At 71.5% G+C, this 18,870-nt stretch carries 15 protein-coding genes; 8 read left to right on the forward strand and 7 right to left on the reverse strand.

The window, feature by feature from the left end; all coding sequences use genetic code 11:
- Positions 1-91: 91 nt before the first annotated feature.
- The 3 genes from ABD343_RS29050 to miaB all read right to left on the reverse strand — a co-directional run bounded on the left by ABD343_RS29050 (position 92) and on the right by miaB (position 2,685).
- Positions 92-799 carry a class III extradiol dioxygenase subunit B-like domain-containing protein gene (locus ABD343_RS29050; protein ID WP_344532361.1) on the reverse strand — a complete coding sequence of 236 codons (708 nt, stop codon included), beginning with the start codon at positions 797-799 and terminating at the stop codon, positions 92-94.
- Between the two features lie 92 nt (positions 800-891).
- A complete protein-coding gene (locus ABD343_RS29055; RefSeq protein WP_344532362.1) occupies positions 892-1,191 on the reverse strand; it encodes a hypothetical protein in 300 nt (99 codons plus the stop codon).
- A 3-nt stretch (positions 1,192-1,194) separates the two neighbouring features.
- Complete coding sequence (gene miaB / locus ABD343_RS29060; RefSeq protein ID WP_344532363.1) at positions 1,195-2,685, reverse strand: tRNA (N6-isopentenyl adenosine(37)-C2)-methylthiotransferase MiaB; 1,491 nt, start codon at positions 2,683-2,685, stop codon at positions 1,195-1,197.
- A gap of 78 nt (positions 2,686-2,763) precedes the next feature.
- Here miaB and ABD343_RS29065 point away from each other — a divergent pair, with 78 nt between their 5' ends.
- Both ABD343_RS29065 and ABD343_RS29070 read left to right on the forward strand, forming a co-directional pair.
- A complete protein-coding gene (locus ABD343_RS29065; RefSeq protein WP_344532364.1) occupies positions 2,764-3,762 on the forward strand; it encodes a TAXI family TRAP transporter solute-binding subunit in 999 nt (332 codons plus the stop codon).
- 134 nt (positions 3,763-3,896) lie between these two features.
- Positions 3,897-6,947: an alpha-mannosidase gene (locus tag ABD343_RS29070; protein ID WP_344532365.1), complete on the forward strand. Its 3,051-nt coding sequence runs from the start codon at positions 3,897-3,899 to the stop codon at positions 6,945-6,947.
- Here the strand turns inward: ABD343_RS29070 and ABD343_RS29075 are convergent.
- Both ABD343_RS29075 and ABD343_RS29080 read right to left on the reverse strand, forming a co-directional pair.
- On the reverse strand, positions 6,913-8,322 hold the full coding sequence (locus ABD343_RS29075; RefSeq protein ID WP_344532366.1) for a sensor histidine kinase: 1,410 nt from the start codon (positions 8,320-8,322) through the stop codon (positions 6,913-6,915). The genes ABD343_RS29070 and ABD343_RS29075 overlap by 35 nt on opposite strands.
- 29 nt (positions 8,323-8,351) lie before the next feature.
- Positions 8,352-9,092: a response regulator transcription factor gene (locus ABD343_RS29080; protein ID WP_344532367.1), complete on the reverse strand. Its 741-nt coding sequence runs from the start codon at positions 9,090-9,092 to the stop codon at positions 8,352-8,354.
- Positions 9,093-9,462: 370 nt separating this feature from the next.
- Here ABD343_RS29080 and ABD343_RS29085 point away from each other — a divergent pair, with 370 nt between their 5' ends.
- The 6 genes from ABD343_RS29085 (at position 9,463) to ABD343_RS29110 (ending at position 16,786) form a co-directional block, all read left to right on the forward strand.
- The gene (locus ABD343_RS29085; protein ID WP_344532368.1) at positions 9,463-10,248 is read left to right on the forward strand and encodes an amino acid ABC transporter ATP-binding protein; all 786 of its coding nucleotides are present in this window, start codon (positions 9,463-9,465) and stop codon (positions 10,246-10,248) included.
- 62 nt (positions 10,249-10,310) lie between these two features.
- Positions 10,311-11,222: a glutamate ABC transporter substrate-binding protein gene (locus ABD343_RS29090; RefSeq protein ID WP_344532369.1), complete on the forward strand. Its 912-nt coding sequence runs from the start codon at positions 10,311-10,313 to the stop codon at positions 11,220-11,222.
- 155 nt (positions 11,223-11,377) lie between these two features.
- On the forward strand, positions 11,378-12,025 hold the full coding sequence (locus ABD343_RS29095) for an amino acid ABC transporter permease (protein WP_344532370.1): 648 nt from the start codon (positions 11,378-11,380) through the stop codon (positions 12,023-12,025).
- On the forward strand, positions 12,022-12,900 hold the full coding sequence (locus ABD343_RS29100; RefSeq protein WP_344532371.1) for an amino acid ABC transporter permease: 879 nt from the start codon (positions 12,022-12,024) through the stop codon (positions 12,898-12,900). Before ABD343_RS29095 ends, ABD343_RS29100 begins: the two co-directional genes overlap by 4 nt.
- Positions 12,901-13,078: 178 nt before the next feature.
- Positions 13,079-14,674 carry an FAD-dependent monooxygenase gene (locus ABD343_RS29105; protein WP_344532372.1) on the forward strand — a complete coding sequence of 532 codons (1,596 nt, stop codon included), beginning with the start codon at positions 13,079-13,081 and terminating at the stop codon, positions 14,672-14,674.
- Positions 14,675-14,725: 51 nt separating this feature from the next.
- Positions 14,726-16,786 (forward strand): glycoside hydrolase, encoded by a 2,061-nt coding sequence (locus ABD343_RS29110; RefSeq protein WP_344532373.1) that lies wholly within the window; start codon positions 14,726-14,728, stop codon positions 16,784-16,786.
- An 88-nt stretch (positions 16,787-16,874) separates the two neighbouring features.
- Here ABD343_RS29110 and recX read toward each other — a convergent pair whose 3' ends face one another.
- Together recX and recA are read right to left on the reverse strand one after the other, a co-directional pair.
- On the reverse strand, positions 16,875-17,597 hold the full coding sequence (recX, locus tag ABD343_RS29115) for a recombination regulator RecX (protein ID WP_344532374.1): 723 nt from the start codon (positions 17,595-17,597) through the stop codon (positions 16,875-16,877).
- A 3-nt stretch (positions 17,598-17,600) separates the two neighbouring features.
- On the reverse strand, positions 17,601-18,764 hold the full coding sequence (recA, locus tag ABD343_RS29120; protein ID WP_344532375.1) for a recombinase RecA: 1,164 nt from the start codon (positions 18,762-18,764) through the stop codon (positions 17,601-17,603).
- Positions 18,765-18,870 lie beyond the last annotated feature (106 nt).

Below are 18,870 nucleotides of genomic sequence, written 5' to 3' on the forward strand. Positions count from 1 at the left end.
GAGCGTCCGTACGCTCGCACACCCCCACACGCGCGTTCAGGGACCGGGGCGCGGGGACCGGGACACGGGGACGGACCCCGCGGCACAGGCCCTACGACCAGCTCGCCACCAGGTAGCCGACGCCGTACGGGGCGTCGTCGTAGAGCAGCCGTCCGGCCAGTCCCGCGTCTTCTGCCGCGCCCGCGAGGGTCTGCCAGGAGGAGCGGCCCGCGACGTTCAGCTCGTAGGCCAGCTCGGCGTCCAGGGCGAAGACGGCGGGGATGTCGGCGGAGCCGAGGGCGCGGGCCGCCTCGGCGTCGAAGGCGGCGGCACGGTCGTCGAAGTAGCCCGGGGCCTTGAGGGTGCGGCAATTGCTGCCGTCACCCATCACCAGCAGGGCCACCCTGTCGGCGCTGCTCGCCAGCTCCTTGCCGACGGAGGCGCAGCGCTCGCGGGCGAGCGGCTCCCCGACGCCGAGCCCCTCCACGGGGGCGCCCGTCCAGTCCGTGCGTTCCAGCAGCCAGGCGCCGACGGCGAGGGACGGCGGCAGCTCCCGGCGGGCGGGGTCGCCCTTGCCGAGGCTGACCTCCAGGTCGACCCCGAAGCCCCGGAAGGAGCCGCGGGAGCCCTGCGGGTGCGGGCCCCGGCCGGACTGCTCGGCGGGGCCGAGGACGTACAGCCGGTCCGGTCGGGCGGCCGCCAGGACGCCCACGGCGTCGTAGCAGGCGGCGCGCGCGTCGTCCATCTCGGGGGCGGCCCCGCTGGCGACCTCGGGCACGAGAAGCGGCGGGCAGGGGCATACGGCTGCGGCGACAAGCATGGCGCGCAGCTTAAGGGGACTCGCCCCTTCTGCCCATACTGCCCCGGCCGTGACTCACCCTCCCGTGCGAGCGGCGAGGGAGGCGCCGCGCGTCAGCGGCGGCGGTCCTCCACGGGCACGTCCGCCGAGTCCCACTCCAGCTCGCAGACCCGGAAGTGGTACGGGTACTGCTTCTGGAACGAGCCCTCGCCCAGCAGCAGCCAGCCGTCCGCCGTGCGGTACAGCCGGTTGCGCTTGGGCGTCATCGGATGGCGCGGGGTGTAGGCGCGGATGTACGGCTTCGCCAGCTCCTCGGCCTCGGCCCGCGTGGCCGCCTCGTACTCGGCGAGCACGTTGGCGGTCGACCAGCCCTGGCCGCCGTCCTCGACGACGATCACTCCCCAGCGCGGCACGGCTCAGCGCACCTCGCAGCCGCCCTGGGCCGCGGGCAGCGGCGGGGGCGCGCCGACGGAGGGCAGGCCGAGCATGACGCCCTGCCCGTTCGGCGCCTCCTCGGGAGCCGCCGTGCGCCGCTCCCAGGCGTCGCCTGCGGGGGTGCGGCGCACGGAGGACGCCGGGCCCTCGGCGAGCAGGTGGTGCGGCGCCGCGTAGGTGATCTCCACAGTGACCATGTCCCCGGGACGCACCGGCTCCTCGGGGCGGGTGAAGTGCACCAGGCGGTTGTCGGGCGCACGGCCGGACAGGCGTCGCGTCGCGTCGTCCTTACGGCCCTCGCCCTCGGCGACCATCAGCTCCAGGGTGCGGCCGACCTGCTTCTTGTTCTCCTCCCAGGAGATCTCCTCCTGGAGGGCGACCAGGCGCTCGTAGCGCTCCTGGACGACCTCCTTGGGGATCTGCCCGTCCATCTCGGCGGCCGGTGTCCCGGGCCGCTTGCTGTACTGGAAGGTGAACGCCTGCGCGAAGCGGGCCTCGCGCACGACGTGCAGGGTCTCCTGGAAGTCCTCCTCGGTCTCGCCGGGGAAGCCGACGATGATGTCGGTGGAGATCGCCGCCTCGGGCATGGTCGCGCGGACCTTCTCGATGATGCTCAGGAAGCGCTCCTGGCGGTACGAGCGGCGCATGGCCTTCAGCACGCGCGAGGAGCCCGACTGGAGCGGCATGTGGAGCTGCGGCATGACGTTCGGCGTCTCGGCCATGGCGGCGATGACGTCGTCCGTGAAGTCGCGCGGGTGCGGCGAGGTGAAGCGGACGCGCTCCAGGCCCTCGATACGGCCGCAGGCCCGCAGGAGCTTGCTGAACGCCTCGCGGTCGCCGATGTCCGACCCGTACGCGTTGACGTTCTGGCCGAGCAGGGTGATCTCGCTGACGCCCTCGGCGACGAGCGCCTCGACCTCGGCGAGGATGTCGCCGGGACGGCGGTCCTTCTCCTTGCCGCGGAGCTGGGGGACGATGCAGAACGTGCACGTGTTGTTGCACCCGACGGAGACGGAGACCCAGGCCGCGTAGGCGCTCTCGCGGCGGGTGGGCAGCGTCGAGGGGAACGCCTCCAGGGACTCGGCGATCTCGACCTGCGCCTCCTCCTGGACGCGGGCGCGCTCCAGCAGCACCGGCAGCTTGCCGACGTTGTGGGTGCCGAAGACCACATCGACCCAGGGGGCCTTCTTCACGATGGTGTCGCGGTCCTTCTGCGCCAGGCAGCCGCCGACCGCGATCTGCATCCCGGGCCGGGCCGCCTTCTTGGGGGCGAGCTGGCCGAGGTTCCCGTAGAGGCGGTTGTCCGCGTTCTCCCGCACCGCGCAGGTGTTGAACACGACGACATCCGCGGTGTCGGCGTCCTTGGGCGCGCGCACGTAACCGGCGTCCTCCAGCAGACCCGCCATCCGCTCGGAGTCGTGGACATTCATCTGGCAGCCGAACGTACGCAGCTCGTATGTCTTCGCAGTCATCTCAGTCGACCAGGGTACGCGCTCACCACGGGCCCCCGCCTCTCCCTTCCCCGGCTCCGTACTGGCAGGATCCCGCCCATGGTCGGCCTGCGTCTTCCCGGTACCCGGACGGGGCGTCTGCTGTGGGCAGCGGGCGCCGCGGCCGTCGTGTGCGGGCTGCTCGCCTGGTGGCTCGTCCCGGCCTCCGGGCCGTCGCCCAGCGGAAAGGTCACCTTCGGCACGGGCGTACGTACGGGGGTGTACGAGCGGTACGGCAAGCTCCTCAAGGAGCGGCTGGACCGGGACATGCCGGACGTGGATCTCCGGCTCCGGCACAGCCAGGGGTCGGTCGACAACGTCGAGCGGGTCGCCTCGGGGGAGGCGGACTTCACCATCGCGGCGGCCGACGCGGTCGCGGCCTACCGGAACGGCGGCGGGAAGGACGCCCGGCGCATCAGGGCGTGCGCACGGCTGTACGACGACTACATGCACCTGGTGGTCCCGGCGGACTCCCCCGTCCGCAGCGCGAAGGACCTGAAAGGGCTGAAGGTCGGCGTCGGCGAGGAGCGTTCGGGGGTCTCGCTGATCGCGGGGCGGCTGCTGAAGGCGGCCGGGCTCGATCCGCGGGACGACGTCGAGCAGGTGCGCAGCGGGATCGACCGGATGCCCGGCCTGCTGGACGACGGGAAGCTGGACGCGTTCTTCTGGTCGGGCGGCCTGCCCACGAGCGCGATCGAGCGGCTCGCGGGCCGCACCCGTATCCGTCTCGTGCAGCTCGGCGACCTCGTGCCGCGGCTGCACGAGCAGGAGCCCGAGACCCGCTACTACCGGGCGGCGGTGATGGCTCCCGACGCGTATCCGTCCGTGCAGCGCGGGAAGTCGGTGAAGACGGTGGCGGTGGCCAATCTGCTGCTGACCACGGACCGTGCCGACCCGGGGCTGACGGAGAGCATCACGCGCTCCGTGCTGGGGAGCCGCGACCAGATCGGACGGAAGGTCCACGCGGCCCAGAAGGTCGACCTGCGCACCGCGATCTACACGGACCCGGTCGCGCTCCACGAGGGCGCACGGCGCTACTACCGCGAGGAGAAGCCGTAGGGCGAAGGGTTCGAGGAGTTCGAGGGGTTCCGCCGCGCCGCGGGTGGTAATCCCCTTCTGTATGCCTGTTCGTATGCCCCTCCGTACGCCCCGACCCGACCGCCCGCGGGCCAGTGCCGCCAAGGAGCGTTCCCATGCATGACGACCGCCGCATTGTCGAAGACCGGCTGCGCCGCGTCCTGGAGGAGCGCGTGAAGCCGTGCGTCCACACCTCCGCGCGGCCGCTGACCGTCGAGCGCTGGGAGGCGCCGGGCGAGCCCGTGCCCGTCGCGGAGGGGCTGTCGGCCCCGTACGCCCCCTCGGCCGCCGGTGAGGAGTGGGGGCCCGCCTGGGGCACGACCTGGTTCCGGGTGACCGGGCAGGTGCCGCACGACTGGGCGGGCCGCACGGTGGAGGCGGTGCTCGATCTGGGCTTCGACCGCGACATGCCGGGCTTCCAGTGCGAGGGACTGGTCTACCGTCCGGACGGCGAGGCCGTGAAGGGGCTGCACCCGCGCAATTCCTGGGTGCGGATCGCCGGGCCGGCGACCGGCGGGGAGCACGTCGAGCTGTACGTGGAGGCGGCGTCCAATCCGATCGTCAACGTGCCGCAGACCCCGACGTACGAGGGCGACCGCCTCACCGCGTCCTCCCGCCCCCTGTACCGGCTGGCCCGTATGGACCTCACCGTCTTCCAGGCCGAGGTGTGGGAGCTGGTCCAGGACCTGGAGGTGGCGGGCTCGCTCATGGAGGAGCTGCCGCTGGAGGACGCGAGGCGCTGGGAGCTGCTGAGAGCGGTCGAGAGGACGCTGGACGCCCTGGACCTCCACGACGTGCCCGGGACGGCCGTACGCGCCCGTGAACGGCTCGCGCCGGCCCTCTCCTCCCCCGCCCGCGCCTCGGCGCACCGGCTGAGCGCGGTGGGGCACGCCCATATCGACTCGGCCTGGCTGTGGCCGCTGCGCGAGACCGTGAGGAAGGTGGCGCGCACCGCGTCCAACATGGTGGCGCTGATGGACGACCATCCGGACTTCCTGTTCGCCATGTCGCAGGCACAGCAGCTCGCGTGGATCAAGGAGCACCGCCCCGAGGTCTACGCGCGGGTGAAGAAGAAGGTCGCGGACGGCCAGTTCGTCCCGGTGGGCGGCATGTGGGTCGAGTCGGACACGAACATGGTCGGCGGCGAGGCCATGGCGCGGCAGTTCCTCTACGGGAAGAAGTTCTTCCTGGACGAATTCGGCATCGAGACCCGGGAAGTGTGGCTGCCGGATTCCTTCGGCTATACGGCGGCCATGCCGCAGCTCGTGAAGTTGTCCGGCTCGAAATGGTTCCTCACACAGAAGATCTCCTGGAGCCAGACCAATCCCTTTCCGCATCACACCTTCTGGTGGGAGGGAATCGACGGGACGCGGGTCTTCACGCATTTCCCGCCGGTCGACACCTACAACTCGCGCCTGAGCGGGAGGGAGATGGCGCACGCGGCCCGCAACTTCCGTGAGAAGGGCGCCGCTTCCCGTTCCCTCGTCCCCTTCGGTTACGGGGACGGGGGCGGCGGTTCGACCCGGGAGATGCTGGCCCGTGCCGCGCGGCTGCGCGATCTGGACGGCTCGCCCAGGGTGACGCTGGAGAAGCCCTCCGCCTTCTTCGAGAAGGCCCACGAGGAGTACCCGGACGCGCCCGTATGGACCGGTGAGCTCTATCTGGAGCTGCACCGGGGCACGTACACCTCCCAGGCGAGGACCAAGCAGGGCAACCGGCAGAGCGAGTCCCTGCTCCGCGAGGCCGAACTGTGGGCCGCCACGGCGGCGGTCCGCACGGACGGTTACGCCTATCCGTACGAGGCGCTGGAACAGCTCTGGAAGACCGTGCTGCTGCACCAGTTCCACGACATCCTGCCGGGCTCCTCCATCGCCTGGGTCCACCGGGAGGCCCGCGAGACGTACGCCCGGGTGCGGACCGGGCTGGAGCGGATCATCGACGGCGCGCAGCACGCGCTCGCGGGCCGGGGCGAGGGCGAGGGCACGGGCGCGGTCGTCTTCAACGGTGCCCCGCACGCCCGTGACGGCGTCCCGGCGGGCGGGGCCGTCCTCGCGCCGGACCGTACGGGGGACCCGGTGACCGCCGGGGAGCGGCCGCGCGGTGGCTGGACGCTCGACAACGGCCTGCTGCGCGTCGAGGTGGACGGCCGGGGGCTGGTCGTCTCCGCGTACGACAGGGAGGCGGAGCGGGAGGCTGTAGCGCCGGGGCACGCCGCCAACCTCCTCCAGGTCCACCCGGACTTCCCCAACCACTGGGACGCCTGGGATATCGACTCCTTCTACCGCAACACCGTCACCGACCTGACGCACGCGGACGAGCTGACCCTCGCGGAGGCGGACGCACAAAGTGCGACCGTACGGGTCGTCCGTTCCTTCGGCGCGTCCTCCGTCGTGCAGACGCTGACCCTGCGCGCGGGGAGCAAGGTGCTCCTCGTCGACACGGAGGTCGACTGGCACGAGAGCGAACGGCTGCTGAAGGCGGCGTTCCCGCTGGATGTGAAGGCCGACAGGTCGGCGGCGGAGACGCAGTTCGGGCATGTCTTCCGGCCGACGCACACCAACACCTCGTGGGAGACGGCGAAGTTCGAGATCTGCGCGCACCGCTGGCTCCAGGTCGAGGAGCCCGGCTGGGGCGCGGCCCTGGTGAACGACTCGACCTACGGGCACGACGTCACCCGCGACATCCGTGAGGACGGCGGTCAGACGACGACCGTACGGCTGTCCCTGCTGCGGGCGCCCCGTTACCCCGACCCGGAGACCGACCAGGGCGTCCACAGGATGCGCTACGGGCTGGCCCCGGGCGCCTCAATCGGCGACGCCGTACGGGAGGGGCACCGGATCAACCTCCCGGAGCGCACGGTACGGGGCGGCGCTTCTTCCGTCGCTCCCTTGGTGACGGTCGACAGCGACCAGGTGGTGGCCGAGGCGGTCAAGCTCGCGGAGGACCGGAGCGGCGACGTGGTGGTGCGGCTCTACGAGTCGCACGGAGGGCGCGGCACGGCCGTCCTCACGCCGGGCTTCCCGGTCACGTCCGTGACGGAGACGGACCTGCTGGAACGGCCGCTGCCGGACGGACACCACACCTGGCGGGAGGACGGGAGCGTACGGGTGACGCTGCGTCCCTTCCAGATCCTCACACTGCGTCTGGGGCGTTCCTCGGAAGGGTGATGAGGACGCGCAGGCCGCGCGGCTCTCCCTGGGCGAAGGTGAGCCGCGCGCCGCCCGCCTCCAGCAGGGCGCGGGTGATGGACAGGCCGAGCCCCGAGCCGGAGATGTTCTGGTGGCGGCCGCTGCGCCAGAAGCGGTCGCCGACCCGTTCCATCTCCTCCGGGGTCAGCCCGTCCCCGCCGTCCGCCGTCTCGACCGTCACCCACTCCCCCTCGGCCGTGACGGTCACGGTCACCTCGCCCCCTTCGGGCGTGAACTTGAGCGCGTTGTCGACCACCGCGTCCAGGGCGCTGGAGAGCGCGACAGGGTCGGCCCATCCGGTGGCCGCCGTCTGTCCGGCGGCACGAAGGGCCACGCCTTTCCGCTCCGCGACGGGCAGCCAGGAGGCGACTCTCTCCGCCGCCAGGGCCCCCACGTCGGTGAGCGTCACATGCGCGGCGTCGGCGTGCTCGGCCAGGGCGAGGTCCAGCAGGTCGTCCAGCACGCGGGCCAGGCGCTTGCCCTCCGCCCGTACGGACGCCATTTCCTCGTTCCCTTCCGGCAGTTCCAGGCCGAGCACCTCGATACGGAGCAGCAGCGCGGAGAGGGGGTTGCGCAACTGGTGGGAGGCGTCGGCGACGAAGGCACGCTGCTGTTCGAGGGCGCCCTCGACGTGGTCGGCCATCTCATTGAAGTGCCGCGCCAGGCTGCGCAGCTCGGGCGGCCCACCGGAGGCGGCCACCCGGGAGGCGAACTGTCCTGTCGCGATCTCGTGAGTGGCCCGGTCGAGCGTACGGACGGGCCGCAGCACCCAGCCGGTCAGCCGGAGCGCGGCGCCGACGGCGAGGAGCATCGCCGCCGCCTCGCCCGCGGCGATGGCGAGCCAGCCCTTGAGGATGCGGGAGCGCATCTGTCCGGTGGGCGAGTCGGTGAGGACGACGGCGGCGACGTCGCCGTCCCGGATGACGGGCGAGGCGACGGCGATGCGCCCCTCCTGCCAGGGCCACACCTGGGGCGGGTCATGGCTGCGCCGCCCGGCGAGCGCCTCGGCGAAGGCACGTGCCCCTTCCCCGTCCCCCTCGTCCTTCCCGGGGACCCGCCAGCGGCCGGGGGCCGCCGCCATGGCCCGGCCGTCGCGGTAGAAGACCCCGGCGCGGATGCCGTAGAGGTCGTGGTACCGCTCCAGCTCGCTCTGCAGGGTGGCCCGGCGCTCCCCCGGCTCGCTGGGCGCGGTCACGAACTGGGCGAGCGAGGCGAAGCGGGCGGTGTCGTCGATGCGGTCCACCACGACGCGCTGCTGCTCGGCGGCGGCCTGGCTGACGGCCAGGGGGAAGCCGAGGGCGAGCAGGACGCCCGCGAGCAGGATGAGGAGCAGCGGGAGGAGGCGGGAACGCACGGTCGTCCGTCCTGTCGGCCCGCGGGCGCTCAGGCGCCCTGCGCGGACATGCGATAGCCCACGCCGCGGACGGTCTCGATGAGCGTGGGGCGCCGCAGCTTGGAGCGCAGGGAGGCGACGTGCACCTCCAGCGTGCGCCCGGTCCCCTCCCAGCTCGTGCGCCACACCTCGCTGATGATCTGCTCCCGCCGGAAGACGACGCCGGGACGCTGCGCGAGCAGCGCCAGCAGGTCGAACTCCTTACGGGTGAGCGGCACCTCCGTACCGTCCACGCGGACCTGCCGGGTGGGCAGCTCGATGGTCACGGCGCCGAGCGTGAGCGTCCCGTCGGCGGCCCCGCCGTCCCGCTCGGCCTCCCCGGCGGGCCGGCCCTGTCCCGGGCCGTCCTCGGGGGCCCTGCGGCGGCTGACGGCGTGGATACGGGCGAGCAGCTCCCCCATGTCGTACGGCTTGACCACGTAGTCGTCGGCGCCGAGGTTCAGGCCGTGTATCCGGGAGCGGACGTCGGCGCGGGCCGTCACCATGATCACGGGGGTGGACGAGGTCCTGCGGATACGGCCGCAGACCTCGAAGCCGTCCTGGTCGGGCAGGCCCAGGTCGAGCAGGACGACGTCGAAGCCGGGCGCGCCGGAGCCGGGCTCGCCCGGGAGCAGCTCGCGCAGGGCCTCCGCGCCGCTGCGGACGTGCACCGCCTCGAAGCCGTGACGGGTCAGCACGGCGGAGAGCGCGGTGGCGACGTGATCGTCGTCCTCGACGAGGAGCAGCCTCATGTCCCCGCCCTCCTTTCCCGTGTGCCGTTGTCACGCGCGCCGGTGCGTGTCCTCGTGCGCCCTGGCGCGCGCGCCGTACAGAAACCTCCCGCATCCACCCCGATAAGCCCGGGTGAGTCAAGGGGCTTCCGGGCGCACGAGAGCATCCGTTATACAGCCGGTACGGCCGGTGCGGCCGCGGCCCCGTGAGCAGCCGGTGGAGGGCCTTCCCGAGCCCCGGGGGATGCCATTCCCGAGGGTGGCGTCCCCTTTACCCAGTGTGCCCGGTTGCGGCCAGATCGTTATGCTCAATTTCCGCTCAGATGTAATGACGCTGATGGCAGCGGCTCACTAGGGTCCTCGCAACCGACGAGGACGGAGCTGTACGCCGATGAGCGAAGTATCGGTGACCAAGGACGCGGAGGGCCCCCGGCCGGGGACCGACAAGCTGGTTTCACTGGACAACGTCAACAAGCACTTCGGTGCGCTGCATGTCCTTCAGGACATCGACCTGTCCATCGCGCGAGGCGAGGTCGTCGTCGTCATCGGCCCCTCGGGCTCCGGCAAGTCCACGCTGTGCCGCACGATCAACCGCCTGGAGACGATCGACTCGGGCCACATCTCCGTCGACGGCAAGCCGCTGCCGCAGGAGGGCAAGGAACTGGCGAAGCTGCGTGCCGACGTCGGCATGGTCTTCCAGTCCTTCAACCTCTTCGCGCACAAGACGGTGCTGGAGAACGTGACGCTCGGCCAGGTCAAGGTCCGCAGGACGGACAAGCAGGCCGCCGAGGAGAAGGCCCGCACCCTGCTCGACAGGGTCGGCGTGGGCAACCAGGCGGACAAGTACCCGGCGCAGCTCTCCGGCGGGCAGCAGCAGCGGGTCGCCATCGCCCGGGCGCTGGCGATGGACCCGAAGGTGATGCTCTTCGACGAGCCCACCTCGGCCCTCGACCCCGAGATGATCAACGAAGTCCTGGAAGTCATGCAGCAGTTGGCGCGGGACGGCATGACGATGGTCGTCGTCACACACGAGATGGGCTTCGCCCGGTCCGCCGCGAACAGGGTCGTGTTCATGGCCGACGGCCGGATCGTGGAGGAAGCCACTCCGGACCAGTTCTTCAGCAACCCGCGCAGCGACCGCGCCAAGGACTTCCTCTCGAAGATCCTGCACCACTAGGCATCGCAGAGCACCACCACGGCGCGTCTCGCCAACGACTGTTCGAGCAAGGGATACTCACTATGAAGCTCCAGAAGACCGCCGCCTCCGCGGCCGTGATCCTGGCTCTCGCCGCGACCGCGGCCTGCGGCGGCAAGGAAGGCTCCGCCGGGGACAAGCAGGGCGGCAAGACCGACGAGAAGGCCCTGCCGACCTACAAGGTCGCCAAGGACGCCAAGGTCGACTCCCCGGTCATCGAGAAGGCCAAGAAGCGCGGCAAGCTGATCATCGGCGCCAAGGCCGACCAGCCCTACCTCGGCTTCCAGGACCAGTCGACCAAGAAGTACTCGGGCTTCGACATCGAGATCGCCAAGATGATCGCCGCGGACCTCGGGTTCGACGCGAAGGACATCAAGTTCGAGACGGTCGACTCCGGCGCCCGTGAGCAGGCGGTCCGCAAGGGTGACGTGGACCTGATGATCGGTACGTACACGATCAACCCGGAGCGCAAGAAGCAGATCGACTTCGCCGGTCCGTACTACCACGCGGGCGCCGCGCTGCTCGTCCGCAAGGACGAGAAGAAGATCACCGGTCCGGAGACGGTCAAGGGCAAGAAGGTCTGCTCGATCGTCGGCTCCACCCCGCTCCAGGAGATCAAGAAGCCGAAGTACGGCGGCAAGATCACCGAGCTGGCCAAGTACTCGGACTGCGTCAAGCAGCTCGTCGACGGCCAGGTCGACGCGGTCACCACCGACGACGCGATCCTCAAGGGCTACGCGGCCGACAACCCGAAGAAGCTCAAGGTCGTCGGCAAGCCGTTCACCGACGAGCCTTACGGCGTCGGCATGAAGAAGGGCGACAACGCCCTGCAGAAGGCCGTCGCGGACGCCCTGAAGGCGCACCAGGAGAACGGCGACTACAAGAAGGCGTACGACGCCACTCTCGGCAAGTCGGGCTCGAAGTTCCAGGAGCCGCCGGCCATCGAGGAGAAGTGACCTAGCGGGAGGCCCCTTCCGGGCGCCTCCCGCCCCTTCTCGCCACCCCCCTGAACCCCTGCTCGTACGGGCGTGACCGCACCGTCCGTACGGGCAGGGCTCACACCCCTGTCCGAAACGCCGCCGGACTCCGGCCCGCGGAGACGAGACACTCTATGGACGTACTGCTCGACAATCTCGATCTGTTCCGCGAAGGGTTCGTCGGAACCCTGTCGCTGACAGCCACCAGCGCACTGCTCGCCCTCGTGCTGGGCCTGCTCATCGCCGGATTCCGCGTCTCACCGGTGCCGCCCCTGCGGCTGTTCGGCACGGTCTATGTCACGCTGCTGCGCAACACCCCGCTGACCCTGCTCTTCCTGGTCGCGTTCTTCGTGGTGCCGCAGGTCCTCTTCCCGGGGATCGACTCCTTCCTGCTCGCGGTCGTCGCGCTCGGGATGTACACCTCCTCGTACATCTCCGAGGCCATCCGCTCCGGCATCAACACGGTGCCGCTGGGGCAGGCCGAGGCCGCGCGCAGCATCGGCATGACGTTCACCCAGACCCTGCGGATGATCGTGCTCCCCCAGGCGACCAGGACCGCGCTGCCGCCGCTGAGCAGCTTCCTGATCGCCCTGACGAAGAACTCGGCCATCGCGGGCGCGTTCAACAACGTCGACCTGTTCAACATCCAGAAGACGCTGAGCAACGAGGGCTACGACATCCTCGTGATCTTCATCTGGATCACGATCGGGTACCTGATCATCACCTTCGCCATCAGCGGCCTCTTCCGGCTGCTGGAGCGCCGTATGGAGGTCGCCCGATGAGCGCGAGCGTGCTCTACGACGCTCCGGGCCCCAAGGCCCGGGCACGCAACATCGTCTACTCCGTCATCGGCTCCATCCTGGTCATCGGCCTGGTCGCACTGATCGTGTACCGGCTGTACGACAAGGGCGAGTTCGAGGGCGCCAAGTGGGACATCTTCAACTACTCGGGCATCCGCGAGAACATCCTCGACGGACTGCTCGCCACCCTGAAGGTGTTCGCGATGGCCGCCGTGCTGTCGCTCGTGCTCGCCGTCGTCCTGTGCGTGGGACGGCTCTCCGAGCACCGGCCGGTCCGGTGGGTCGCCACGGCCTTCGTCGAGCTGTTCCGCTCGATCCCGCTGCTCATCACCATCTTCGCGCTGTGGGTCGGCATCCTGGACTCGCTGCTGCCGTTCACCGTCACCATCAAGCCGATGTGGGCGCTGGTGCTCGGCCTCGGCATCTACAACTCGTGCGTCCAGGCCGAGGTGCTGCGCGCGGGCATCAACTCGGTGCCCAAGGGTCAGCGCGAGGCGGCGTACGCCATCGGCATGCGCAAGACGCAGGTCATGATGACCATCCTGATGCCGCAGGCCGTACGGGCGATGATGCCGACGATCATCAGCCAGTTGGTGGTGACCCTCAAGGACACCTCCCTGGGCTACATCATCCTGTACCCGGAGCTGCTCCAGACGGCGCGTCTGATCGCCTCCAACACGACGGTGAACGGCGACTACCCGTACGTTCCCACCGTCATCGTCATCGGCACCATCTACATCGTGCTCTGCCTCGCCCTCTCGGCCCTGGCCACCTGGATCGAGAAGCGCGGACGGCGCGCGAAGACGGGCATCAAGCCCGCCGAGGCGAAGGCTCCCGCGGTCGCCGACCACCTGTGACACGCGGGTGACACCCGCTCCCGCCGAGGCGGCGGTCCCCAAGGGGGCCGCCGCCTCCGTCACTTGACGCCCGCACAGGCAGTGGGTTGCATACGATCGTGATCGTGCACCAGGCTCCACCAGGAACCGCGAACCCCGGCCCCCGTCAGCACCACCAGGGCTGTGAGGTCTCTCCACTGTGGACCCGGTGATCGTCGTCGGCGCCGGACCGACCGGACTCGCACTCTCGCTCCATCTCGCCCGTCACTCCGTCCCCTCCGTCGTCCTGGACGCCACGGACGGCGGAACGACCCGCAGGGCCGCACGCACCTGCGTCCTGCGCCCCGACACCGCCGCCTGCCTGCCGCGGCTCACCGGGCTGCGCTGGCACTCCTGGCGCGCGGAGCGGCGCCGTCAGCTCGTGGAGCGTGTCGATCTCGACGCCGAGACCGCGCCCCTCCACGTCGAGCAGCACCTGCTGGAACGGGCCCTGCGTACGGCCCTGGAGGGCGAGAAGCTCGCCCGCGTCGTCCCGCACAGCCATGTCGACGTGCTGGAGCAGGACGCCGACGGCGTCACCGCCCACACCCGGGGCGACAGCGGCACCTGGTGGCGCGGGAGCTACGCCGTCGGCTGCGACGGCGCCCGCTCGACCGTACGGAAACTGCTCGGGGTGCGCTTCCCGGGCCACACCGCGGTAGAGCGGCACGCCGTCGCCGCGCTCCGCGTCCAGCTCCCCTGGGAGGACGAGGCCCTGCTGCACCGCGACCCCGGCGGCGAGCCCGGCGAGGTGACCGCGCGGCCGCTGCCCGGGGGCGTGTGGCGGCTCGACTGGCTGCTGCCGCCGCGCGGCGACCTCGTCACCCCCGAGGAGATGCTGGAGCGCGTCCAGGACACGCTGTCCCTCTGGTTCGGCGCCGCCTCCGGGAACGGGGCCGGGACCCCGGGCCCGTACGAACTGGTCGACACCGGCGTGCACACCGCGCACCAGCGGCTCGCCCGCCACTGGCGGGTCGACCGCACGTTCCTGGCGGGCGACGCCGCGCACCTCCAGGGCGCGCTCGGCATCCAGTCCGTCGACGAGGGGCTGCGCGACGCGGCCAACCTGGCCTGGAAGCTCGCCCTCGCCTGGCACCACGGCCACGCCGCCGCGGCGGGCGCCCTGCTCGACAGCTACGAGGCGGAGCGGCGCGCTGCCGTGGGCTCCCGGCTGCGCGCCGTCGACCAGGCGCTGCCGCTCGTCCGGCGCGGCGGCGGGCTGCGCGCACTGCTGCCCGGAGGGGGCGCGCGGGCACACCTCGGGCTCCTCACCGACGGCCACTTGGGGCGCGGACTGCTGGGCGCGCCCGCCGCGTACGCCCGTACGCCCCTGCGGCCCCGGCGCGGAACCGTCTCGACCGTCCCCGTGGGCACCGCCCCCGGCGCCCCGGTGCGCGACGTGCCGGTGACCGCGACGGACGGGACGCGGGGACGACTGCGCGACTGGTTGTGCGGGGCGGGGGGCGAGCTGCTGGTGGTGCTGATAGCGCCGGGGACGGGAGTGTGGGACAGCCGCCACTGGCTGTCGGCGGGGATGATGCCCGAACTCGCCGCCGCCGTCGACGGACTGCCGCTGCGGGCCACGCTGCTGGTCGCGGAGAGCTACCCGGGCGCGGCGGCGCACACGGTCCTCGTGGTCCGCGCCGACGGCCACCTCACGGCCGCGCTGCCCGCCGCGCGCCCGGCGGAGCTGGCGCTGTGCGCACGGGCCGTACGGGGCGAGCCGGACGCGATCGACGTGGGCCGGCGCTCCTGAGTCCCGCTCGCTCTTAGAACTCCCTTATAAGCGCTGGCCATTGTGGCGCCCATGGATCGTTCTGAGACACCTCGGCCCTCGCGGCGCGGCAACGGGAGGCGGCATCGCGCCGGGAAGCGGAACCGGAATCTGACGCTCGGGATCGCGGCCGGAGCCGTCCTCGCCGCCACGACGGCCACGGCGGGCTACGCGTCCCTCGCCTCACCGGACTCCCCTTCCCCCTCTCCGGCGCCGCGCGCCCATGGCCGCACGGTCGACTTCTCCGTACGCGGCGGCACCGCCCGCGTCGACACGTCCACGCTGCGCGTCACGGGGCGTACGGGCGACGGGCGCACGCTCCCCGTCTCGGACGCGGCGGCCGACGAGCTGGGCGCGCCCGGCACCGTCACCGTCGAGGGCTCCACCGCGTCGTGGTCGTACCCGTCGGCCGGGCTGCGCGTGAGCGCCGCGAGCGAGAAGGGGCGGCTGCGGATGACCGTACGCGCGGACGCCGACCGCACCCTCGCGTGGCCGGTCACCGGCAAGGGCGCGGGCACCTCGCGGAAGGCGTCGCTCCAGATACCGCGCGGCGAGGGCCTGTCCGTACCCGTCGCGGACGCCTTCTGGAACGGGAAGAAGGCCGGACTCGCGGGCTCCGAGGCCGACCTCGCGGGCGGCGGCGCGCTCACCCTGCCGCTGTGGGGCTACGCCTCCGGCGGACACGGCGTCAGCTACCTGGTGCCCGAGAACATCGGCACCTCGCTCGGCTTCGCGTCCACGGGAGGGAAGCTGCACGCCACGGCCACGCACGACTTCTCCGGCCGTGAGAAGACCCGTGCGTACACCGTGACCTTCGCGCTGACGTCCGGCTCGCCCGTCGCACCGGCCGAGGACTACCGGCGCTGGCTCGACGAGCACGGGCAGGTCCGCACCCTGAAGGAGAAGATCGCCCGGAACCCGGAGATCCGGAAACTCCTCGGCGCCGAACACGCCTACCTGTGGGGCGGGGCGCGGAACGAGAAGGCCGTACGGAAGCTCAGGCGGCAGGGCAGCACCCGACTCTGGCTCGGCTACGACGCGGACGGCAGGCCCATGAGCGAGCGCGCCGTGGCCACGGCGAAGAAGCAGGGGTACGTGGTCGGCCCGTACGACTCCTACGACAACGGCCAGGACCCCGCCTCCGCCGACACCCCCGTCGCCAAGTGGCCCGGCACCGTCTATCCGGACTACTGCGTCCGGAACCGCGCGGGGAAGATCAAGACCGGTTTCGGCGGCCGGGGCTGCTACCTCAGCTCGCAGGCCTTCGCGAAGTCGGAGCCGGGCAAGCACTATCTGGCCACGCACACGGAGAAGATGACCGCCAACGGCGTCAACAGCGTCTTCGTCGACGTCGACGCGGCCGGTGAACTCTTCAGCGACTTCACCCCGTCCCACCCGATGACGAAGAAGCAGGACCGGGCCAACCGGATGGACCGGATGCGGGTGCTGGCCGGCCGGGACCGGCTGGTCCTCGGCTCGGAGTCCGCGGTCTCCTGGGCCGCGCCCGTCCTCGCCTTCAACCACGGCTCGCAGACGCCGGTGAACGACGCCCTGTGGAAGCTCCAGAACGACAAGAAGACGTGGGGCGCCTACTACCCCGCTTCCGCGCCGGGTCACTTCTTCAAGCCCGTACGGCTGCCCGCGGCGCTCGCCGAGGCGCTGTACGACCCGGCGTACCGCGTGCCGCTCTATCAGACCGCGCTGCACGACTCCCTGATCAGCACGGACCGCTGGGAGATGCCCTACGGCAAGCTGCCGGAGCAGAAGACGGACCGCGCGCTGATGTCCGTCCTCTACAACACTCCGCTCAATTTCGCGCTCGGCGACAAGAACCTGGACTCGGCGGGGAAGGAGATGGCCGCCCTCCAGCGGTACTTCGCGCCGCTCCACAAGGCCGCGGGCACCGAACGGATGACGGGCTTCCGCCATCTGACCCGGGACCACCGGGTGCAGCGCTCGGTCTTCGGCGACGGCACCCTCCGCGTCACGGCCAACTTCGGCAGCACCCCCTACGGTTCACTGCCCGCCGGCTGCGTGGACGCCGAACTCAAGGGCGAGGACCAGCCTCGCCGCCTCTGCCCGGACCGGGGGTGAGCCCCGGGGGGCGGGGAGGGACCAGGGGGTGGGGAGAGACCAGGGGGTGGGGAAGGGCGGAGCCGGACCCGCCGTCCGCGCCTCCCCCTCAGACGTCCGGAAGGTGCTCGTCCAGGGCCTCCGGGTCCTCGCCCTCCTCCTCCAGCGCGCGGCGCACCACGCGCAGGGCGAGCCCCTCGGAATAGCCCTTGCGGGCCAGCATTCCGGCCAGGCGACGCAGCCGCCGGTCCCTGTCGAGGCCACGGGTGGAGCGGAGCTTCCGCTCCACCAGGGCCCGCGCCGTCTCCTCCTCCTGCTCGGAGTCGAGCATGCCGACGGCCTCGTCGATCACCGCCGAGTCCACGCCCTTGGTCCGCAGCTCGCGCGCGAGCGCCCGGCGCGCGAGACCCCGGCTGTGGTGCCGGGACTCGACCCACGCTTCCGCGAACGCGGAGTCGTCGATCAGGCCCACGTCCTCGAAGCGGGCGAGCACCTCCTCGGCCGCCTCGTCCGGGATCTCCCGCTTCTTGAGCGCTTCGGCGAGCTGCTGCCGGGTCCGCGGAGTCCCGGTGAGCAGGCGCAGACAGATGGCGCGCGCCCGCTCCACCGGGTCCTGCGGCTCCTGTGGCCGCTGCCCCCGCTTCTCCCGGTTCCCCCCCTCGTCACGCGCCTCGCGATCCCCCCGTGAACCGCGAGACGTGCGCGACGGCCCCGCCTCGGCCCTCGACGGGGCGGGACCGCCGCTGTCCTGTGCGCCGGGGCCGGGACCGCCGTCCCGTCCCCCGCGCTCCGGGATCTCCGCGAACTCCGGCCAGTCGGTGCGCCGTGTCACGGATCAGCTCTTGGCGGCGGCGGCCTTGGACGTCTTCGACGCCTTGGTGGCCTTCGTCGCCGGAGCGGGAACCGTCTTCGCCGCGTCGTCCGCCGCGCCGGAGGCGTCGGCCCCGGCGGCCTCCGGACCGCCCGCCGCGTCTGCCCCGGGCTCCGCCGCCGGGGCCTCCGGCTGGACGCCGATGCCCAGCTTCTCCTTGATCTTCTTCTCGATCTCGTTGGCGAGGTCGGGGTTGTCCTTGAGGAAGTTGCGCGCGTTCTCCTTGCCCTGGCCGAGCTGGTCGCCCTCGTAGGTGTACCAGGCGCCGGACTTGCGGACGAAGCCGTGCTCCACGCCCATGTCGATCAGGCCGCCCTCGCGGCTGATCCCCTCGCCGTAGAGGATGTCGAACTCGGCCTGCTTGAAGGGCGGCGCGACCTTGTTCTTGACGACCTTGACGCGGGTGCGGTTGGCGACGGCCTCCGTGCCGTCCTTGAGGGTCTCGATACGGCGGATGTCGAGCCGCACCGACGCGTAGAACTTCAGCGCGCGGCCACCGGTCGTGGTCTCCGGGGAGCCGAACATCACGCCGACCTTCTCACGGAGCTGGTTGATGAAGATCGCGGTGGTCTTGGAGTGGTTGAGCGCACCGGCGATCTTCCGCAGCGCCTGGCTCATCAGCCGGGCCTGGAGGCCGACATGGGAGTCACCCATCTCGCCCTCGATCTCCGCACGGGGCACCAGCGCCGCGACGGAGTCGATGACGATCAGGGAGAGGGCGCCGGAGCGGACCAGCATGTCGGTGATCTCAAGAGCCTGCTCGCCGTTGTCCGGCTGGGAGAGGATCAGTGAGTCGGTGTCGACGCCGAGCTTCTTCGCGTACTCGGGGTCGAGGGCGTGCTCGGCGTCCACGAAGGCGACCGTCCCGCCCGCGCGCTGGGCATTGGCCACCGCGTGCAGGGTCAGGGTCGTCTTGCCGGAGGACTCCGGTCCGTACACCTCCACCACTCGGCCTCGCGGCAGGCCACCGACGCCGAGGGCCACATCGAGCGCGGTCGCGCCGGTGGGGATGACCTCGATCGGTTCGTTCGGCCGGTCACCCATGCGCATCACGGCGCCTTTGCCGAATTGCCGTTCAATCTGTGCGAGCGCGGCGTCGAGCGCCTTCTCGCGGTCGGTTCCTGCCATGGGTGCCACCCGGGTGTTTGCTTGAGTCGATCGCTTCACGTCACACGACGCTAGCGCCTGCCACTGACAATCGGCCCGGCCTCGGTCCCTGCCGCGGTCCGGCCCC

Origin of the sequence: Streptomyces albiaxialis (assembly GCF_039530985.1) — a bacterium.
Classification (GTDB): domain Bacteria; phylum Actinomycetota; class Actinomycetes; order Streptomycetales; family Streptomycetaceae; genus Streptomyces; species Streptomyces albiaxialis.

Coding starts and splice junctions, on each gene's coding strand:
- ABD343_RS29050 (WP_344532361.1), bottom strand. CDS start 799: ATGCTTGTCGCCGCAGCCGTATGCCCCTGCCCGCCGCTTCTCGTGCCC.
- miaB (WP_344532363.1), bottom strand. CDS start 2,685: ATGACTGCGAAGACATACGAGCTGCGTACGTTCGGCTGCCAGATGAAT.
- ABD343_RS29065 (WP_344532364.1), top strand. CDS start 2,764: ATGGTCGGCCTGCGTCTTCCCGGTACCCGGACGGGGCGTCTGCTGTGG.
- ABD343_RS29070 (WP_344532365.1), top strand. CDS start 3,897: ATGCATGACGACCGCCGCATTGTCGAAGACCGGCTGCGCCGCGTCCTG.
- ABD343_RS29080 (WP_344532367.1), bottom strand. CDS start 9,092: ATGAGGCTGCTCCTCGTCGAGGACGACGATCACGTCGCCACCGCGCTC.
- ABD343_RS29085 (WP_344532368.1), top strand. CDS start 9,463: ATGAGCGAAGTATCGGTGACCAAGGACGCGGAGGGCCCCCGGCCGGGG.
- ABD343_RS29090 (WP_344532369.1), top strand. CDS start 10,311: ATGAAGCTCCAGAAGACCGCCGCCTCCGCGGCCGTGATCCTGGCTCTC.
- ABD343_RS29095 (WP_344532370.1), top strand. CDS start 11,378: ATGGACGTACTGCTCGACAATCTCGATCTGTTCCGCGAAGGGTTCGTC.
- ABD343_RS29100 (WP_344532371.1), top strand. CDS start 12,022: ATGAGCGCGAGCGTGCTCTACGACGCTCCGGGCCCCAAGGCCCGGGCA.
- ABD343_RS29110 (WP_344532373.1), top strand. CDS start 14,726: ATGGATCGTTCTGAGACACCTCGGCCCTCGCGGCGCGGCAACGGGAGG.
- recA (WP_344532375.1), bottom strand. CDS start 18,764: ATGGCAGGAACCGACCGCGAGAAGGCGCTCGACGCCGCGCTCGCACAG.